This window comes from Sediminibacterium sp. GW821-FHT12F12, from assembly GCF_058806635.1.
In genome coordinates, this window is record NZ_JBXAPW010000002.1 from 116,806 (window position 1) to 134,709 (window position 17,904).

General features: G+C 45.5%; 17 protein-coding genes. All 17 read right to left on the minus strand.

From position 1 onward, the window contains the following. Window positions 1–224: 224 nt before the first annotated feature. A complete protein-coding gene (locus AC1RNB_RS03035; protein WP_493080599.1) occupies window positions 225–1,502 on the minus strand; it encodes an ABC transporter permease in 1,278 nt (425 codons plus the stop codon). A 90-nt stretch (window positions 1,503–1,592) separates the two neighbouring features. Next, window positions 1,593–2,981, minus strand: a complete 1,389-nt coding sequence (locus tag AC1RNB_RS03040; protein ID WP_493080601.1) for an NADH-quinone oxidoreductase subunit N — start codon at window positions 2,979–2,981, stop codon at window positions 1,593–1,595. Between the two features lie 47 nt (window positions 2,982–3,028). Continuing rightward, window positions 3,029–4,462 carry a complex I subunit 4 family protein gene (locus AC1RNB_RS03045; protein ID WP_493080602.1) on the minus strand — a complete coding sequence of 478 codons (1,434 nt, stop codon included), beginning with the start codon at window positions 4,460–4,462 and terminating at the stop codon, window positions 3,029–3,031. A 26-nt stretch (window positions 4,463–4,488) separates the two neighbouring features. Next, window positions 4,489–6,414: an NADH-quinone oxidoreductase subunit L gene (gene nuoL / locus AC1RNB_RS03050; protein WP_493080604.1), complete on the minus strand. Its 1,926-nt coding sequence runs from the start codon at window positions 6,412–6,414 to the stop codon at window positions 4,489–4,491. An 85-nt stretch (window positions 6,415–6,499) separates the two neighbouring features. Further along, window positions 6,500–6,835, minus strand: coding sequence for an NADH-quinone oxidoreductase subunit NuoK (gene nuoK, locus AC1RNB_RS03055; RefSeq protein WP_493080606.1), 336 nt, complete (start codon window positions 6,833–6,835; stop codon window positions 6,500–6,502). A gap of 99 nt (window positions 6,836–6,934) precedes the next feature. Continuing rightward, complete coding sequence (locus AC1RNB_RS03060) at window positions 6,935–7,438, minus strand: NADH-quinone oxidoreductase subunit J family protein (RefSeq protein WP_493080607.1); 504 nt, start codon at window positions 7,436–7,438, stop codon at window positions 6,935–6,937. Window positions 7,439–7,516: 78 nt separating this feature from the next. Beyond that, complete coding sequence (nuoI, locus tag AC1RNB_RS03065) at window positions 7,517–8,083, minus strand: NADH-quinone oxidoreductase subunit NuoI (RefSeq protein WP_493080608.1); 567 nt, start codon at window positions 8,081–8,083, stop codon at window positions 7,517–7,519. Between the two features lie 144 nt (window positions 8,084–8,227). After that, window positions 8,228–9,280 (minus strand): NADH-quinone oxidoreductase subunit NuoH, encoded by a 1,053-nt coding sequence (gene nuoH / locus AC1RNB_RS03070; RefSeq protein ID WP_493080609.1) that lies wholly within the window; start codon window positions 9,278–9,280, stop codon window positions 8,228–8,230. A gap of 14 nt (window positions 9,281–9,294) precedes the next feature. Further along, window positions 9,295–10,413, minus strand: coding sequence for an NADH-quinone oxidoreductase subunit G (locus AC1RNB_RS03075; protein WP_493080611.1), 1,119 nt, complete (start codon window positions 10,411–10,413; stop codon window positions 9,295–9,297). 40 nt (window positions 10,414–10,453) lie between these two features. After that, window positions 10,454–10,783 (minus strand): four helix bundle protein, encoded by a 330-nt coding sequence (locus tag AC1RNB_RS03080; protein WP_493081280.1) that lies wholly within the window; start codon window positions 10,781–10,783, stop codon window positions 10,454–10,456. A gap of 86 nt (window positions 10,784–10,869) precedes the next feature. Then, on the minus strand, window positions 10,870–12,225 hold the full coding sequence (nuoF, locus tag AC1RNB_RS03085; RefSeq protein ID WP_493080613.1) for an NADH-quinone oxidoreductase subunit NuoF: 1,356 nt from the start codon (window positions 12,223–12,225) through the stop codon (window positions 10,870–10,872). Between the two features lie 75 nt (window positions 12,226–12,300). After that, the gene (locus tag AC1RNB_RS03090) at window positions 12,301–12,801 is read right to left on the minus strand and encodes an NADH-quinone oxidoreductase subunit NuoE family protein (RefSeq protein WP_493080615.1); all 501 of its coding nucleotides are present in this window, start codon (window positions 12,799–12,801) and stop codon (window positions 12,301–12,303) included. Between the two features lie 87 nt (window positions 12,802–12,888). After that, window positions 12,889–14,118, minus strand: a complete 1,230-nt coding sequence (locus tag AC1RNB_RS03095) for an NADH-quinone oxidoreductase subunit D (protein ID WP_493080617.1) — start codon at window positions 14,116–14,118, stop codon at window positions 12,889–12,891. Between the two features lie 165 nt (window positions 14,119–14,283). After that, a complete protein-coding gene (locus tag AC1RNB_RS03100) occupies window positions 14,284–14,790 on the minus strand; it encodes an NADH-quinone oxidoreductase subunit C (protein WP_493080619.1) in 507 nt (168 codons plus the stop codon). Window positions 14,791–14,879: 89 nt separating this feature from the next. After that, a complete protein-coding gene (locus tag AC1RNB_RS03105; protein ID WP_493080621.1) occupies window positions 14,880–15,467 on the minus strand; it encodes an NADH-quinone oxidoreductase subunit B in 588 nt (195 codons plus the stop codon). Between the two features lie 123 nt (window positions 15,468–15,590). After that, entirely contained in the window at window positions 15,591–15,992 is a 402-nt protein-coding gene (locus tag AC1RNB_RS03110; RefSeq protein ID WP_493080623.1) for an NADH-quinone oxidoreductase subunit A, read from the minus strand. A gap of 89 nt (window positions 15,993–16,081) precedes the next feature. Next, window positions 16,082–17,899, minus strand: a complete 1,818-nt coding sequence (locus tag AC1RNB_RS03115; RefSeq protein ID WP_493080625.1) for a tetratricopeptide repeat protein — start codon at window positions 17,897–17,899, stop codon at window positions 16,082–16,084. Between the last annotated feature and the right edge of the window lie 5 nt (window positions 17,900–17,904).

Below are 17,904 nucleotides of genomic sequence, written 5' to 3' on the forward strand. Positions count from 1 at the left end.
AGTTCACGCGAATCAAATTAGAATTCAGTATCCGTTTAATGAGTGAAAATCACGAAGTCATAAACAATCCTACACCAACTCTCTACTGACTACTCACCGCTCACGTCTCACGATCTGGTGAATTGTCAATTGTGAATGGTGAATGTTAATGACGATAATGATAGTGGTGGAGAAGCTGACCCCCAACTCCCCACTGACTACTCACCACTCACGTCTCACGATGATTACTCGTAACGCAGTGCTACAATCGGATTCAGTTTGGCTGCTTTCATGGCGGGATAGATGCCGGCGGCGAGGCCTACTACGGAGCAGATGACAATGCCGATAATGACCCACATCCAGGGGATCACAAAACCGGTCTTTAATACGATAGAAAAGAGATTCCCTACCAGTACACCGAGGATAATACCGAAGAGTGCCCCCAACAGGCTGATGATCAGACTTTCGAAAAGAAATTGCTGGCGTACATTTTTGCTTTTACCACCAATGGCTTTGATCAGTCCCACTTCTTTGGTTCGCTCATTTACAGCAACCAGCATAATATTCATCAGACCAATGGCCGCACCGATCAGGGTAATCAATCCAATGGCTCCTGCAGAACCGGTGATACTGCTGAGGAATCCGATGAACATTTCGGCAAACTTATCGCTGCGCTCGATCACAAAATTAATATCTTCTGCCGGCTCCAGGCGGCGTACATTACGGAATACGGAAGTTGCTTCATCTGAGGCCACTTCCAGCTCATTCACATTGCCCACCATCACACCTACGAGATAAGAAGGATTGGCATTTTCGAAACGGCGGATATTGGTGTAAGACGTAAGTACCACATCATCCTGGCGCATCATAGCGCTGGAACCTTTGCTTTTTAAAAGACCAATAACCCGGTAAGGCAGGCTGCCTACACGGATGATTTTATCGATGCATTTCTCGGGTCTATCGCCGAATAATTTTGTAGCTACATTGCTTCCCAGCAAACAAACACTTCGACCGCTCTCTACATCGAGGCTGTTCAGATTACGCCCCAACTCAATCGAATAGCCGTTTACCGGAAGATAGTTTTCATCACCACCCATCAGTGTGATCTGCGGATTGGTTTTTTTATCGCCATAATGCACTTCCTGCGCTCCCGGACCCCGACGGTAAATACTTACCTGCGCTCCCGGATAAACAAAGTTCTTTTTGAAATATTCGGCTTCCTCTTTCCGGATAGGTTTATCGAGTTTCGATTTTTTTTCGCGGAGGCCTCTCTTGGTTTTGGTAACACCATTGTTCCTGCCACCGCCCATTCTTACCCTTGAATCTTTGTAACGGATACTGAAGGCATTGGCTCCCATGGAAGAGAAGCTCTCTTTCAGACTCTGGTTCATAGCTTCAATAGCGGTAATGATACCGATCAACGCCATGATCCCGAAGGCAATAATAGCCACGGTAATACCCGTACGCAGTTTATTACTGCGAACAGTGCGCCAGGCCAGTGTAAAGGAATCCAGGGTAGTCATGCAGTTCAGGTTACGTCAACAATACAACCTCATAAAGATAATTGAGATTGGCGAACCGCCCCCTACCCGATGAAGAAATGTGAGGAACGGTTAAAAATAGAACCAGTTAAGCACCAGTGAAGGGAAAATCCCGAAAAGGATCACCAGTACTGCCACCAGGAGCAGCCCCAGTTTGAAACCACCGGTTATCTCTTCTGTTTCCGGTTCGCCGTCTTTAAAGTACATAGACTGGATCACACGGAAATAGTAGTAAGCACTTACCGCGGCAAATAATACCGCTACAATCACCAGCCATAAAGCCCCTCCGGCTTTTACCACCGATGCCAGCATATAGTATTTGGCAAAAAAGCCCGCGGTTAAAGGAATACCTGCCAGCGACAGCAGACAGATAGCCGTGGAGAATGCCAGTACCGGTTGGGTCCGGGCCAGTCCGTTAAAGCCTTCAAACGTATAATCTTTCATTTTGATCAGCACGGCAAAGATCCCGATGGTAGCCAGGCTATAGGCAACGGCATACAGCAGGATTCCTTCTCTCGCAAGATCATTGGCGCTGTACAGAGCAAACAACATGAAACCGGCCTGTGCAATACTGGAATAAGACAGCATCCGTTTTACGCTCTGCTGAAACACAGCGGTGATATTACCCACCAGTAAGGTTGCGATAATCACAAAAGCCAGTAATAATTTCCAGGTAGGGCCTAAGAGTTCAGTATGCTGATCGAACAAGCGGATAAACGCGATAAAACCAGCGGCTTTCACAATGGTGGCCATAAAGGAAGTGAATACGCTGGGGGCTCCATCGTATACATCGGGTGTCCAGAAATGGAAAGGGGCAGCAGAAACCTTAAAACACATCGACACAAATAACAGGATCATACCTGCAATTTCGAGAAAAGAGGTTTTGGGGATCAGTGCGCTGGAAGCAAGTGATTTACTTTCTCCCATAATAAAACTTCCAGTAGCGCCATAGATCAGGGTAATACCCATGAGCATGATACCGGTAGAGAAACAACCCATCAGGAAATATTTGAGGGAGGCTTCATTGCTTTTGAGGTTACGCTTATCGGCACCGGTTAAAATATACAGCGGAATAGTAAGGATTTCAATTCCCAGGAACAGCATTAGCAGGCTGTTGAAGCCGGAAAGAATAGATACACCACACAAAACAAAAAAGATCAACGCATAATATTCTGCCGAATACTGGCTCGTTTTTTCGATGGCTTTCCCACTCAGCAAAACATACACGAGCGTAGCGGCAATGGCAATAGAAGTGAAGTACATCCCGAACTGCTCAAAGTTGAAGAGCTGGAAAGTATCAAAACGGATGACCCAGATCCCATAACTGTTCAGCAGGTTAGCCGTCAGTAATACCAACAGACCTACCACAGCGATAGCCGAATGAACAGCACGGTTCTTGAAAATGATGCCACTGAACATCATCACCACACCCAGTAAAGCAGAAACTATGATTGCATTCATAAAACTTATCTTGAACCCGCAGTATCAGCTGCAGATTGATTTCATTATTAACGATTAGCCAGTATGGCCTGAACAGTATCTTTTGTAAGATCGATCAAAGGCTGCGGGTAAACACCCAGCGCTATAATCATAACAGCCAGTACCACCAGCATCCATTGCACATTACCACTGATCTCAGTTGCGTTTTCTGTAATAACGGTTGTATTACCATACAATACTTTCTGTACCATATTCAACGTGTACACAGCTGCCAGAATGATACTGATACCTGCCACCGCCATGATCCATACATTATGCTGGAACAAGCCGTTGAACATGAGGAACTCTCCGATAAAAGCGTTGGTAAGCGGCAGTGCAATATTGGCAAATGCCATTACCACCAGCAGAATGGCCAGTACCGGTGCTTTTTGTGCCAGTCCACCCAGATCACTGAACTTACGGGTACCGAGCTGTTGTTCAATGGCATCTGCTACGATCCACAAACCGATCACATTGATACCATGGTTGAACATCTGTACCATTACCCCTTCCATGCCCGTTGCATTGTGCGCAAACACAGCGGCACACATGAGTCCGATATGCGCAATTGAGGAGTAAGCGATCAATCGTTTGATATCATCCTGCCTGATAGCGATCAGTGATGCATACAGCATGCCCATCACAGAAAAAATAATAATGAGATGCGCAAACTGCTGGGAAGCGTGCGGAAACACGGGTAATAACCAGCGGATCAACGCAAAGATTCCCATTTTTACCATGATGCCACTCATGATCATCGTAACTGCTGTAGGCGATTGCTCATAGGCATCCGGCTGCCAGGTATGGAAGGGAAATACCGGCATCTTGATCGCGAAAGCGATAAAGAATAACCAGAAGATCACATTCTCCTGCGTGGCTGTTAACTTGATATGATAAAAAGACTGTAAAGCAAACGACTGATCGGCTGATTGGAAATAGAGGTACAGGATACCTGCCAGCATCAATAAAGATCCGATAAACGTATACACAAAGAACTTGAATGTAACCGCGATCCTTTTTTCCCCTCCCCAGAAAGAACAGAGGAAGTAAACAGGGATCAATGCCAGCTCCCAGAAGAAATAAAATACCAATGCATCAGCAGCCAGGAAAACACCGAGTAATCCGGTTTGCGATAACAGCAGCAGGGCATAAAAGCTGGCAGGTTGCTTATACTCATTCTTAGCCGTAGCGATCAGGATGACCGGGAAACTAACCGTGGTCAGCAATACCAGCATCTTACCCATGCCATCGGTAACCAGGCTGAACCGGCTGCCCAGGGCTGGTAACCAGGCTGCATCATAGGAAAGATGCTGCGCAGGCAGGAAAAAAATACCGGCAACCGCAACGGCCAGCGTAACCAAAGAAGACAGCAGTGCCCAGTTTTTGGCAGCGTTCGTTCCTTTCAGAAAGAACGCAAGCAGGCCGGTAATCAATGGGATCAATATGAGTGAAACAGGGATCATATACTTTCTTTATCGCAACAAGCTGTTTAAAATATCTTACTGAAAAAACGGATAATCGTAGCATCATTAAACCAGACGAGGAAGAATACCACCATGGCCAATACCATGATCAGTATATAATTTCCTACCTGACCACTCTGCACCAGGCGCAACTGGCGCGAGCCATAGCCCACCAGTTTACCTACGCCGTTCACCAGACCATCAATTCCGCTTTTTTCAATGATGTTCTTGAAAAAACCGGCCAATACATGTAATGGATTTACCACTACTGCATCATATAATTCATCGATATACCATTTGTTCTCGAGAACTTTACTTATACCCGCAGATTCTTCAGTGGTGGATGCCTTGTATTTTTTATAACTGTTCACGGCAAACAGGATCACGATAATAATGGCTGCCGTAGAAGCACCCATCATCAGGTATTCCTGTGAAGCTTCGAGGTGATGGTGTTCGGCCAGCTTCGCTGATTCGGCAAAGATGGGTGCCAGAAAATGTTCCAGGCTATGCGCATGGGCTGCAAATACTTCAGGTATTCCGATCCATCCGCCTATCACCGACAATACCGCCAGTGTAATCAGCGGGAAGGTCATCTGCCAGGGACTTTCATGCAGATGATGTTCCTGTTCCTGTGTACCCCTGAACTGTCCGAGGAAGGTTAAGGTATACAAGCGGAACATATAGAAAGCAGTTAGTAAAGCACCGCCCACACCTACAAAATAGTACAGCGGATTATGTGCGAACGCTGCAGTCAGAATTTCATCTTTTGAGAAGAAGCCTGAGAAAGGCGGGATGCCGGCAATGGCCAGGCAGCCCAGTAAAAAGGTAATATGCGTGATCGGCAAATGTTTTTTCAAACCGCCCATTTTGCGGATATCCTGCTCATGATGCATGGCATGTATCACAGATCCTGCGGCAAGGAACAAAAGGGCTTTAAAAAAAGCATGTGTCATTACGTGAAATACTGCACCGGTATAAGCACCTACTCCCAATCCAAGGAACATATAACCCAACTGGCTAACGGTGGAATAAGCCAGTACTTTTTTAATGTCGTTTTGTTTTAAAGCAATCGTAGCCGCAAAAATGGCTGTGGCCAGACCAATTACTGCCACTACGGTTTGGGTAGCAGGGGCCATGGTGTATAAGATATTACTCCGGGCAATCATGTAAATACCGGCAGTAACCATGGTAGCGGCATGGATCAGGGCAGATACAGGCGTAGGACCCGCCATCGCATCCGGCAACCAGGTGTACAAAGGAATCTGTGCACTTTTACCCATCGCTCCTACAAATAAGAGCATGGTGATCGCTGTAATATCAAAAGAGCTGAGTTTGGATACGTTGGCAAACACATCGCCGTAAGAAGCCGTACCCAGTTTTACCAGGATCCAGAAAACTGCCAGCAGGAATCCCAGATCACCGATCCGGTTCATCACAAACGCTTTTTTAGCGGCGTAGTTATAATTGTTGTTTTTAAACCAGAAACCAATCAGCAAATAAGAGCAAAGACCTACTCCTTCCCAACCAATGAACATGATCACATAATTGGCGCCGAGCACCAGCAGTAACATGGAGAACACAAACAGGTTCAGGTACGCAAAATAACGGCCGAAATGCTGCGGCTCTTCCTCGTGCATATAAGCAGAAGAATACAGATGTATCAGAAAACCGATACCGGTAATGATCAGCAGGAATAAAGCAGAAAGCTGGTCTACCTGAAAAGCAAAGGGAATGGTAAAACTTTCTACGCTAATGAAGTTGAACAAGGTAACCACGCTTCCGCCATTGGCTTTTACATCAAAAAAGATCAGCAGGCTTACCACAAAGGATGCCAGTATGGATCCGCTGCCAACAATACTGATCAGGGATTTTGACATCGACTTCCTGCCCAGTCCGTTAACCAGGAAACCCAGCAGGGGAAACAATGGTACTAAATAAACAAGTTTGCTCATATACTCAGGCTGAACGTTCCATACTTAGCGCTGCACACAGTAAGCGTTTTGCCTTCTGCATTATGCGTTCTGCGTATTCCGTTCTTTAGTTTTTCAATCTGTTCAAAAAATTAATATCCACCGAATGCGTATTCCGGTACATCATTACAATAATTGCCAGTCCCACACTTACCTCGGCCGCTGCCACTACCATAATAAAGAATACAAATAACTGTCCTTCTATGCCCACTGTTGTATTGGCATCACCCGCTACTGCCGCTGCATGGTGCATTTTGGAAAACGCTACCAGCAACAGGTTCACTGCATTTAACATAAGCTCTACACACATAAATACAATGATGGCATTCCGTCTTGTCAGCACACCAATGATCCCGATGCTGAACAAGGTTAAACAGAGATAGATATAATACTGTATCGGCATTTTTTTCGCTTGATGTACAACGCTTGCGACGTTATACAATGTTTACAATTGATATATACAGCTTCTTCGTCAGGCCTTATGCCTTACGTGTTAGCCTTACTAATTTTTCTTACCTATTACCACCGCCCCTACCATGGCACTCAGGAACAACACACTGGTGATTTCAAAGGGCACCACATAATCGGTGAACAGGGCCTTACCAAGGTTCTTGATCAATCCGATATTTCCGTCAGCCATCATCACTTTACGTCCATTCATCTCAATAGCCTGACGTACCAGCGAGATCAGCATCAGCAACAAGCAACCGCCCGAGATTACACCGGCCAGTTTCATCCAGATATGTTTCTGCGGTTCCGTTTCTGCATTCAGGTTCATCAGCATGATCACAAACAGGAACAATACCATAATGGCTCCCGCATACACAATCAGGTTCACAATAGCGAGGAACTGCGCATTCATTAATACGTAATGTCCGGAGATGGCAAAAAACACAGCAATCAGCCACAGCACACTATGTACCGGGTTCTTGCTCACCAGCACCATAATGGCACTGAATACGGCAAGCGCGCTGAGGAAAAAGAATAATATTTCGGTCGTACTCATATGTTTAATTAACAATTAAAAATTAACAATTAATAATTATTGATGAATTTTCCATCTCTAACTATTCATTATTAATCACTAATTCGATGAAGCTGCTCCCGCTGTTGTGGGTTCGTTCTTACCTCTCGCTTTTTCATATCCAACCGGATCTGTTTTCGGATCCGGGATCAGCAGATCGTTTTTGCCGTAGATAAATCCTTTACGCGTAAAATTGGCCGGCGCAAAAGTTTCACTCAGGTAAATCGCATCCTTCGGACAGGCTTCTTCACATAAACCACAGAAAATACAACGCAGCATATTGATCTCGTAACGGGCTGCGTATTTTTCTTCGCGGTATTTATTCTCTTCGCCGGGTAAACGTTCTGCGCCTTCCATGGTAATGGCTTCTGCCGGACAGGCTACAGCACACAAACCACAGGCAGTACATCTTTCGCGGCCTTCCTCATCACGGTTCAGCACATGCAGTCCACGGAAAACAGGACTGAACGGACGCTTTTGTTCCGGGTAACGTATTGTGGGCTGTTTTTTAAACATATGGCTGAAAGTGATCGCCATTCCCTTAAAAATAGCCGGCAGGTACAACCGCTCCATCAAACTCATGGGCTTGCGGCTTACCTCTTTGGATCTGTTGGTTAATGCTTGCATGTGTATCTTTCTTTTCTACCGGAATGGACCGGCAAAAATATTTTTACGTTTTACGCCTACGGCGATTAGCGAATTAACGGATATCGGATGGCGGATTGATTAACGGATGGTAAATCCGCAAATCCGTCATCCACTAATCCGGAATCATTTCCCCTGCAACCACAATATCACGGCACCTGTGATCAACATGTTGATCAATGCCAATGGTATCATTTTCTTCCAACCCAAATTCATCAGCTGGTCATAACGGAAACGTGGGATGGTCCAGCGGATCCACATGAACAGGAAGATGAATAACACGATCTTGGCCAGTAACGCTACCACACCCAGTATGGCGGCCAGATTCGGTGCCAGCGTACTCTCGTCGAGGAACGGAATATCATATCCGCCAAAGTACAGAGAAGCCATCACCGCACTGCTCATAATCATATTCACATATTCAGAAAACAGGTAAAACCCAAGTTTCATAGATGAGTATTCCTGGTGATAACCAAAGTTCAGTTCATTCTCCGCTTCCGGCAGGTCAAAAGGTGTGCGGTTACACTCTGCCAATGCACAGATAAAAAAGATCAGGAACCCCAGCGGCTGGTAAGCAATATTCCATAACTGGCCGGCATCCATCTGCTGTTCTACAATTGTTTTCAGGCTTAAGGAGCCAGAGAGCATCAGTACCGCAATCAGCGCCAGACCCATCGCCAGCTCATAACTGATAGCCTGCGATGCACCGCGCAAAGCGGCCATCAACGAAAATTTATTATTCGATGCCCAACCACCGATCATGATCCCATACACACCCATACTCACTACACCAAACACATACAGGATCCCGATATTGATATCGGCTATCTGCAGATCGATCTTCCTGTCAAACAGTTCTACATGACCACTCCAGGGAATCACCGCACAGGTCATCAGTGCAGCCGTCATAGCCAGACCCGGTCCGAGTACAAACAAAAATTTATTAGCTGTATTCGGAATGATCTCTTCTTTCATGATCAGTTTCAATCCATCAGCAAAGGGTTGCAATAAGCCAAACGGACCCGCACGGTTCGGGCCGGGCCTGTCCTGCAGTATCGCTGCCACTTTCCGTTCTGCGAATGTGGTATATAAGGCAATGCCCAGACTCGCAAACACGATGATTGCGATCAGGATCAGTTTTTCGATCAGTAATAACCAGTCAATAGCAAGTAGTGTCATGAGATATATAGCTATTAGTCTTTCTTCTTATTAAAATCTGTAGAATGCGCCGGACCATCGATCAAACTCAGTTCAATGTTCGGTTTGTTCACTTCACTCACAGTATGTATATCCATCAATAGTTTTGGTTGTCTGCCGCCATGCACCGCACTGAATGTCTCGTTTGGTTTTGTCATACCCACTTTTCCGGCATAATGCCCTTGTGAGATCACAGAATGGCGGTTGATATTCCTCGGCCCTTCAATCACCCAGTCACTGGTTTTCTTTTTATCAAAGCGGCAGGTATTGCAGATCCACGCAGTTTTACCGTCTTCTGTATTTTCTACTTCACCCCACTCGTCTTTGCGGGCAGTAACACGGAACACTTCATCGCCACGGTTCCATAAAGTTACTTTTCCGGAACAGGTGGGGCAATCACGATGTGCATCCATCGGTTTCAGGAACCAGACACGATTTTTGAAACGGAAAGTTTTATCGGTTAACGCACCTACCGGACATACATCAATCACATTACCAATGAAATCGTTCTGCAGGTTTTTCTCAATAAACGTAGCAATTTCTGCATGATCTCCCCTGTCCAATACACCATGTTCCCTTTTTTTGGTAAGCTGATCAGCAACAAACACACAACGGTAGCAGAGAATGCAACGTGTCATGTGCAGCTGTATATAAGGACCCAGGTCATGTTTCTTGAATACGCGTTTCTGGAACTCGAAGCGGGTTCCTTCTGCGCCATGCTCATAGCTCAGATCCTGCAGGTGACATTCACCGGCCTGGTCGCATATGGGGCAGTCGAGTGGGTGATTGATGAGCAGAAACTCCACCACACCGGCACGGGCGTCCAGTACTTTCGGACTGGTAATATTTTTTACCTCCATCCCGTCCATCACCGTGGTACGGCAGGATGCTACCAGTTTGGGCATGGGGCGGGGATCTTTTTCAGAACCTTTACTCACTTCTACCAGACAGGTACGGCATTTACCACCGCTGCCCTGCAGTTTGCTGTAATAGCACATCGCAGGCGGCGCCACTTCTCCACCAATCTTACGTGCCGCATTCAGGATGGTGGTCCCGGCCGGCACTTCGATGGTGATGTTGTCGATGGTTACTTTAAATAAGGGTTGCTCCGACATAAGTCAAAATTCAAAAGTCAAAATTCAAAAGCCAAAATCACTACCTGGCTTTTACTATTATAGAAGCGATGATTTTTGCTATTTCATCTGCTTCTTTTACCAATTCACGAATCTTCTCTTTATCTACACTCATTGTATCCCTGATAAGACACAACCAGTATTTGGTTTCATTAGCCGACTTTAATGCAATTACGAGGTAGTTCTTCCAATCTTTCGCAGAACTGCCAGCTTTGGCCTCTACAACATTTGCACCGATTGAAGTACCGCTTCTCAATAATTGATCAAATAAAGAGCTATATATTCTATCATACTTACAAACTCCGACAAACGAGATGATTTCTTTCGAAAAAAAAACATCTATGCCGGATATTGTAAGGTTTTACATCCTCATTCAATTCAAAATTGTCAAATTCACTATCCATATTTTTGAATTTTGACTTTTAAATTTTGAATTAATTAGCCAACCGGCACGTGGATCGGGTCCGCATAATGCGCCAATCCATAATTCCTTTTCTGCGCTTCTTCCGGATGTGTAACATGCCACTCAAACTCATCCCTGAAATGCCTGATGGCTGCTGCAACGGGCCAGGCCGCTGCATCGCCCAACGGACAAATCGTATTCCCTTCTATCTTGCGCTGTATATCCCACAACAGATCAATATCACTTGATTTGCCTTGTCCTTTTTCCAGACGCAGTAATAATTTTTCCATCCAGCCGGTTCCTTCGCGGCAGGGAGAACACTGTCCGCAACTTTCATGACGATAGAAACGGGCAAATGTATAGGTATTCTTCACTACACACTGGTCTTCATCCAACACAATAAAACCACCCGATCCCATCATGGTACCGGTAGCAAAACCACCATCACTCAAACTTTCGTAGTTCATGTAACGGGTTTCGCCCTTGGCTGTTTTCAGTAACAGGTTAGCAGGCAAAATAGGTACAGATGAACCACCCGGTATACAGGCTTTCAATCTTTTGCCATTGGCAATACCACCACAATATTCATCGCTGTAAATAAATTCTTCTACAGAGATGGTCATATCAATTTCGTAGACGCCAGGTTTGTTGATATTACCACAGGCAGAGATCAGTTTGGTGCCGGTTGATTTACCTACGCCAATCTTCGCATATTCTTCTCCACCCATATTGATGATGGGAACAACAGCTGCCAGTGTTTCTACATTGTTTACCACTGTGGGCCTCATCCACACACCCTGTATGGCAGGGAAGGGAGGTTTGATACGCGGATTACCGCGCTTCCCTTCGAGTGATTCGATGAGAGCAGTTTCTTCTCCACAGATATAGGCACCCGCACCACGCTGCACATGGATCTCACAGTCAAAACCGGTTCCTAAAATATTTTTTCCTAAAAAGCCGTTGGCTTTGGCTTCGCCGATAGCCTGTTCCAGGATATCAACGATCCAGGCATATTCACCACGGATATAGATATAGGTATCATTACTGCCCAATGCATAAGAAGAAACAATCAACCCTTCGATAAGCAGGTGTGGAATAAATTCCATTAAATACCTGTCTTTAAAAGTACCCGGCTCACTCTCATCGGCATTACATACCAGGTGACGCGGCACGCCTTCGGGTTTGGCAATAAAACTCCACTTCATACCGGCCGGGAAACCGGCACCACCCCTGCCACGCAAACCGCTCTTCTTCACTTCTTCCACAATGGCTTCAGGACCCATGGTCTTGAGTGCTTTCTCTACACTCCGGTACCCTCCTTCGCGGCGGTATACTTCGTAAGAGCGGATGCCCTGCACATGTGCTTTTTCCAGTAATAATTTTACACCCATATTGAAAAGTCAAAAGTCAAAAGTTAAAAGTTAAAAAGCAACTCTTAATTTTACTTTTTAATTTTTACTTTTTAATTAATTATTCTTAGCTGCTGTTTCTCTGCATTCTGCAATGATCGCATCCACTTTTTCTTTTGTTAAATGCTCGCGGTAATGTTTACCCAGTTGCATCATCGGCGCATAACCACAGGCACCGAGGCACTCTACGGTTTTTAAAGTGAACATCCCATCTGCTGTTGTCTCGCCCGGTTTAATACCCAGTTTCTCACCGATATAGGCTACTATATCATCGCTGCCACGCAGCATACAAGGACCCGTTTGGCAAACCTCGAACATATATTTACCCACCGGTTTCAGGTTGTACATGCTGTAGAAAGTAGCTACTTCATATACTTCAATAGGCGTAATGTTCAGCAGTTCGGCCACATAATCCATCGTTTCGCTGCTTAACCAGCCGCCAAAGCTATCCTGTGCCAGATGTAATACCGGCAACAGGGCACTCTTCTGCTTCCCTTCCGGATAACGTGCCACGAGGCGCTGTACTTCGGCCAGTTGTGTTTCATTAAACTTAACCATATACTTCAAAGGCAAAAGTCAAAATTCAAAAGTCAAAACACTGTTTCCGCTTTTAATTTTTACTTTTTAATTTTTAATTATTAATTCCTACGCGTCCATCTCTCCTGCAATCAGGTTCAAACTACTCATCGTCACAATCGCATCACTCAGCATACCCCCGGTTACCAGTTCCGGATAAGCCTGGTAATAAATGAAACAGGGTCTGCGGAAATGCAGGCGGAATGGTGTACGACCGCCATCGCTGATCAGATAAAAACCTAATTCGCCATTACCCCCTTCTACTGCATGGTACACTTCTCCTTTCGGCATTTCTACCTCACCCATGATGATTTTGAAATGCCAGATCAATGCTTCCATACTGGTATACACATCTTCTTTTTTAGGGAGATAATATTCCGGCACATTCGCATGGAACACTTCTGCTTCTGCACCCTTGAACTCCTGTATTTTCTGGTAAGCCTGCTGTATAATGCTTAAGCTCTGCCACATTTCTTCGTTACGCACCAGGAAACGGTCGTAGTTATCGCCTGTTTTACCAACAGGTATGCTGAAATCAAAATCTTCATAACTGCTGTACGGTGCATGCACACGCACATCATAGTCAACCCCAGCTGCCCGCAGATTAGGCCCGGTAAACCCGTAATTCAACGCACGTTCTGCACTGATGGCTCCTGTACCAATGGTACGCTCCATGAATATGCGGTTGCGACTGAACAGGTTTTCGAGTTCTTTTAGCACCGCAGGATATTCCTTTAAGAATTTCTCGAGTTTCGTAAACGCTGTATTTGAGAAATTCCTTTCAAAACCGCCAATACGCCCAATATTAGTAGTAAGGCGGGACCCGCATACTTCTTCATATATCTCATAAATTAATTCACGATACTGCATCACATACAGGAAGCCGGTATAGGCACCGGTATCCACACCTACAATCGAATTACAGATCAGGTGATCCGCAATACGCGCCAGCTCCATGATGATCACCCGGAGATAATCCACCCTTTTTGGTGTTTTCACATCCAGCAGTTTCTCGCAGGTAAGATGCCAGCCCATATTGTTAATGGGACTGCTGCAATAATTTAACCGGTCTGTAAGAGGAGTGATCTGGTACAAAGGCCTGCGCTCGGCAATCTTTTCAAAAGCACGGTGGATATACCCCACGGTAGATTCGGTAGACACGATCCGCTCTCCATCCAGCTCCATAATATTCTGGAACACACCGTGTGTAGCAGGGTGCGTAGGCCCCACATTCAATGTGGTGGTCTGCTTTTCTATCGAGCCTTCCGGCAGTTTGATATGGTGATGATGCTCTGTCATTATATAATCAGCTATATATCTTTAATCAACTTCGTTGTGCCTGTCCCGACTTTGGCGGGGTCACTCACTTGTACGGTAGGTTCGCTTTGCAGCTTTCGTGAGTCGTCAATCGTCAGACGTGAGCGAAAGGAGTACTCACGATTCACGTCTCACCACTCACGATCCCTACCCCCGTCCAAACATTTCATCATCCTTATCCACCCTGGTCTGGTCTTCCAGCGGAAACTCTTTCCGCATAGGGAAGTAATCCATCTCTTCCACGTTCAGGATCCTTTTCAGGTTCGGATGTCCTACAAAATTCACCCCATAGAAATCAAAGGTTTCCCGCTCCATCCAGTTGGCACTGTTAAAGAGTTTGGAAGCCGTGAAAACATCGGGGGTATTGATATCAGTAAATACTTTGAAACGTACACGTACATTCTCAGTCAGGTTATGCAGGTGGTACACCACCGCCAGTTCGCGGCCGGGCTGGTCGGGATAATTCACTGCACAGAGGTCTGTCAGAAAGCGGAAACCCAGCTCTTCATCATCATTCATGAACTGGAGCACTTTCAGGTTATTCTCCTTGGCAGCTTCAAAACTGAGCATGCCATACGACTCTTCGAAATGGAAAACGGTGTCTCCAAATTTCTCCGTTAGTCGTTGTTGAATTCTTTCGTTGGTTAAGGCCATTTCTATCTGATTCAGCTGCAGATTTTGGGCTTGCAGCCATGATTTATTTTTACAGACAACTGCTTTCTATCAACAGTTATCCAGTTTTGTTATTCGATACCATATCCGTTCATCAGCGCCTTATACTGCTCGCTGTTTCTTCTGCGGATACTTTCCTGCCCTACCAGCTCCTGTATTTTCATAAAACCATCCAGGATGGCTTCGGGGCGGGGTGGGCAACCAGGAACATATACATCCACCGGAATAATCTGGTCGATGCCCTGTAACACACTATAGCTGTCAAAAATACCACCACTCGAAGCGCAGGCACCCACGGCAATTACCCAGCGGGGTTCGGCCATTTGCAGGTATACCTGGCGTAATACAGGACCCATTTTTTTGGCAATAGTGCCCATCACCATCAGCAGATCGCACTGGCGGGGGGAGAACCCTACCCTTTCAGAACCAAAACGGGCCAGATCGTAATGAGAGCCCATGGTAGCCATAAATTCGATACCACAGCAGGAAGTAGCAAAAGGCAGGGGCCACATGGAGTTTTTCCGGGCCAATCCTACCACATCGCTCAGCTTGGTGGTAAAAAAACCTTCCCCTGAATAACCCTGGGGTGCTTCTGCCACCGCAACCGCCTCACTGATCAGGGCCTCTTTCGGATGAATATTAAAACGTACCGGACGCATATCAAAAATTATGAATTAGCAATTAACAATTAATAATCAACTCCTATCAATTATAACCTTCCGGCCTTTACTTATGTTCGGGCCATCCAATTTTTAATTTTTAATTGTCAAGTATTAATTACCCTAGTCTTCCCAGGTCAGCGCGCCTTTTTTGATGATATAAATGAATCCTATCATGAAAAAAGCGACAAACATGAGTACAGCACTGAAACCGGCCCATCCCAGTTCGCGGAAATTGACCGCGTAGGGATAGAAAAAGATCACTTCCACATCAAACAGCACAAACAGGATAGCCACCAGGAAATACTTGATAGCCATGGGCTGGCGGGCATTTCCATGGGTTTCGATACCGCTGGCAAAGTTCTCCAGTTTGTCGGCGGTTTTACGCTTGGGCCCCACCCAGGCCGATACACCGATCATCGTGGCCACAAAACCGGCCGCAAAGATCAACTGAACGCCGATAGGGAAATAGTTAGCCGCAGAATTGGATGCACTTGCATCCAGTAACAAAGAAAGCCAGCTCATGTGAAAAAATTAAAGTGGTGCAAAAATACACTTGTGTGGCATATAAAAGAAAAACTCCCCGATTATGGGGAGTTTTTCTTCAATTTTTCTTAGCCTTTACCAGCGGTTGCGGCTCCGCCTGAGCCTTTTTTACCCTGAACAGGGGGATTTGAGTAATATTCTATTCTTTTCATAATATCCGCTTTAATCGGTGCGGCATATTTGTTATTATCATCAGCTGGATCAGGATACAAAGCCATCATCTGGTCTAAAACACCCACCACTTTTTGTGCAACACCCAGGTATTCGTCTACCTTAGCTGTTTTTTTACCATCACTGGTTATTTTGAAATCAGGGTCATTTTTAAGTGACACCATCTCTTTGGTGGTAGAAAAAAGGATATAATACAGGTTACGGAAAATATCTATCTTATACTTTTCCTTATCAATCGTTGTATAAATAGAATCCAGATACATCAGGTGTTTCGCCGCTACCCCGGTTGTATCAGGATCAGAAGCAATCGCCGCCAACTTGAAGAAACGGTACGGCTGGGGTTTTCCCGGATAATCATTCATGTATTTCTTGGACAATTCTATGGTAAGGGGATAGTTCTTCGCAGTAAAAGCGGTATTGGTTAATCTGTAATAATCAAACTCACTCATGGTACCACCCTTCATGGCAGCCTGTCTTTGTAACCAATCGATCTGCTTATCGTACATTTTAGCCTTCCCAAACAGGTCAGCCGCTTGACCCATATAAGCCAGTTTATTCACTTTTGAGGTATCAACACTCATCGCTCTTTCCAGGTACCCTACCGCCTGTGTTTCACTGCCGGGGAATTTAGAGAAGACCTTTACCGCCAGTTCATAATCGCCTGGAGCAATCTTTTGAACCGGTGCATTGGCGAAATACTTGGTCAAAGCTTCTTTCGCCTGTACAGAATCACCGGTTCTGTCAAAGTTCAGGGCATACAGGATATCCAGTTTAGGCAATACTTTAGACCCAACGGCCGCTTCCAGTTCTTTCACCTTCGCCAAAGACTCAGCATTTTTTCCTGAACGGAAAAGGTAATCTGCCATCACCAGGTCTAGTACCGGATCTTTATCCGCATTGGCAATGTATTTATCGAGGTATTCTTTGGCACGGTTTACATCGCGGGTAGCGTAGTAATCATAATAGGTGAAATAAACAGGAGGAAAGGTCGGATCTGCTTCGATAGCACTGTTAAAATTCTGCTCGAACAGTTCTTTGTTATTCTGGCTCTGGTAGATCTTACCGATACGGAAAAAAGCACGTGCATTTTTCGGATCTCTTGTTAAGGCTTCCTGGTAGGCCTTTACGGCATCTCCACCATTTTCTCCACCCAGTTTCAGGTAATTGATCCCCATATTAATCAGGATATCCGGATCGGTCAGATCAATCGCAGCAGCCTGTTTCAGTTTCTCAATGGCATAACTATGGTCTCCTTTGTCGCTGCTCACTTCCGCGTTGGCACGGCCAATAGCATTCAGAATAGCAGGGTTGGGTTTGCCTTTGTTTTTACCTTTTGTTTCAGTAGTAGCTGTAATAGCCTGCTCAAATTTCTGCTTTACAGCATTGATGTCTTCTTTTTCCAGGATCCCGATATGTCCCATTCCCACCAGCAACCAGGCATCGCTGCCTACTTCCTGTAATCCCTTTTGGTACAGTGCCTTAGTAGCCTGTATCTGCTCCGGGGTTGGATCACCGCCATCTGTTGCCAGCATCGCCTGTCCTAACCAATAAATAGCCTGGGGGTCTTTCGGATTGGCATCATAAGCTTTCTGAAATGCTTCTTTGGCACTCTTGTTCTTTTCATAATTCAGGAACTTGATGCCAGCTGGAATCTGCGCCATCAAACACTGTGCAGCAAGCATTGCTGTAAACATCAGAGAAACGGTCTTCTTCATTTTGC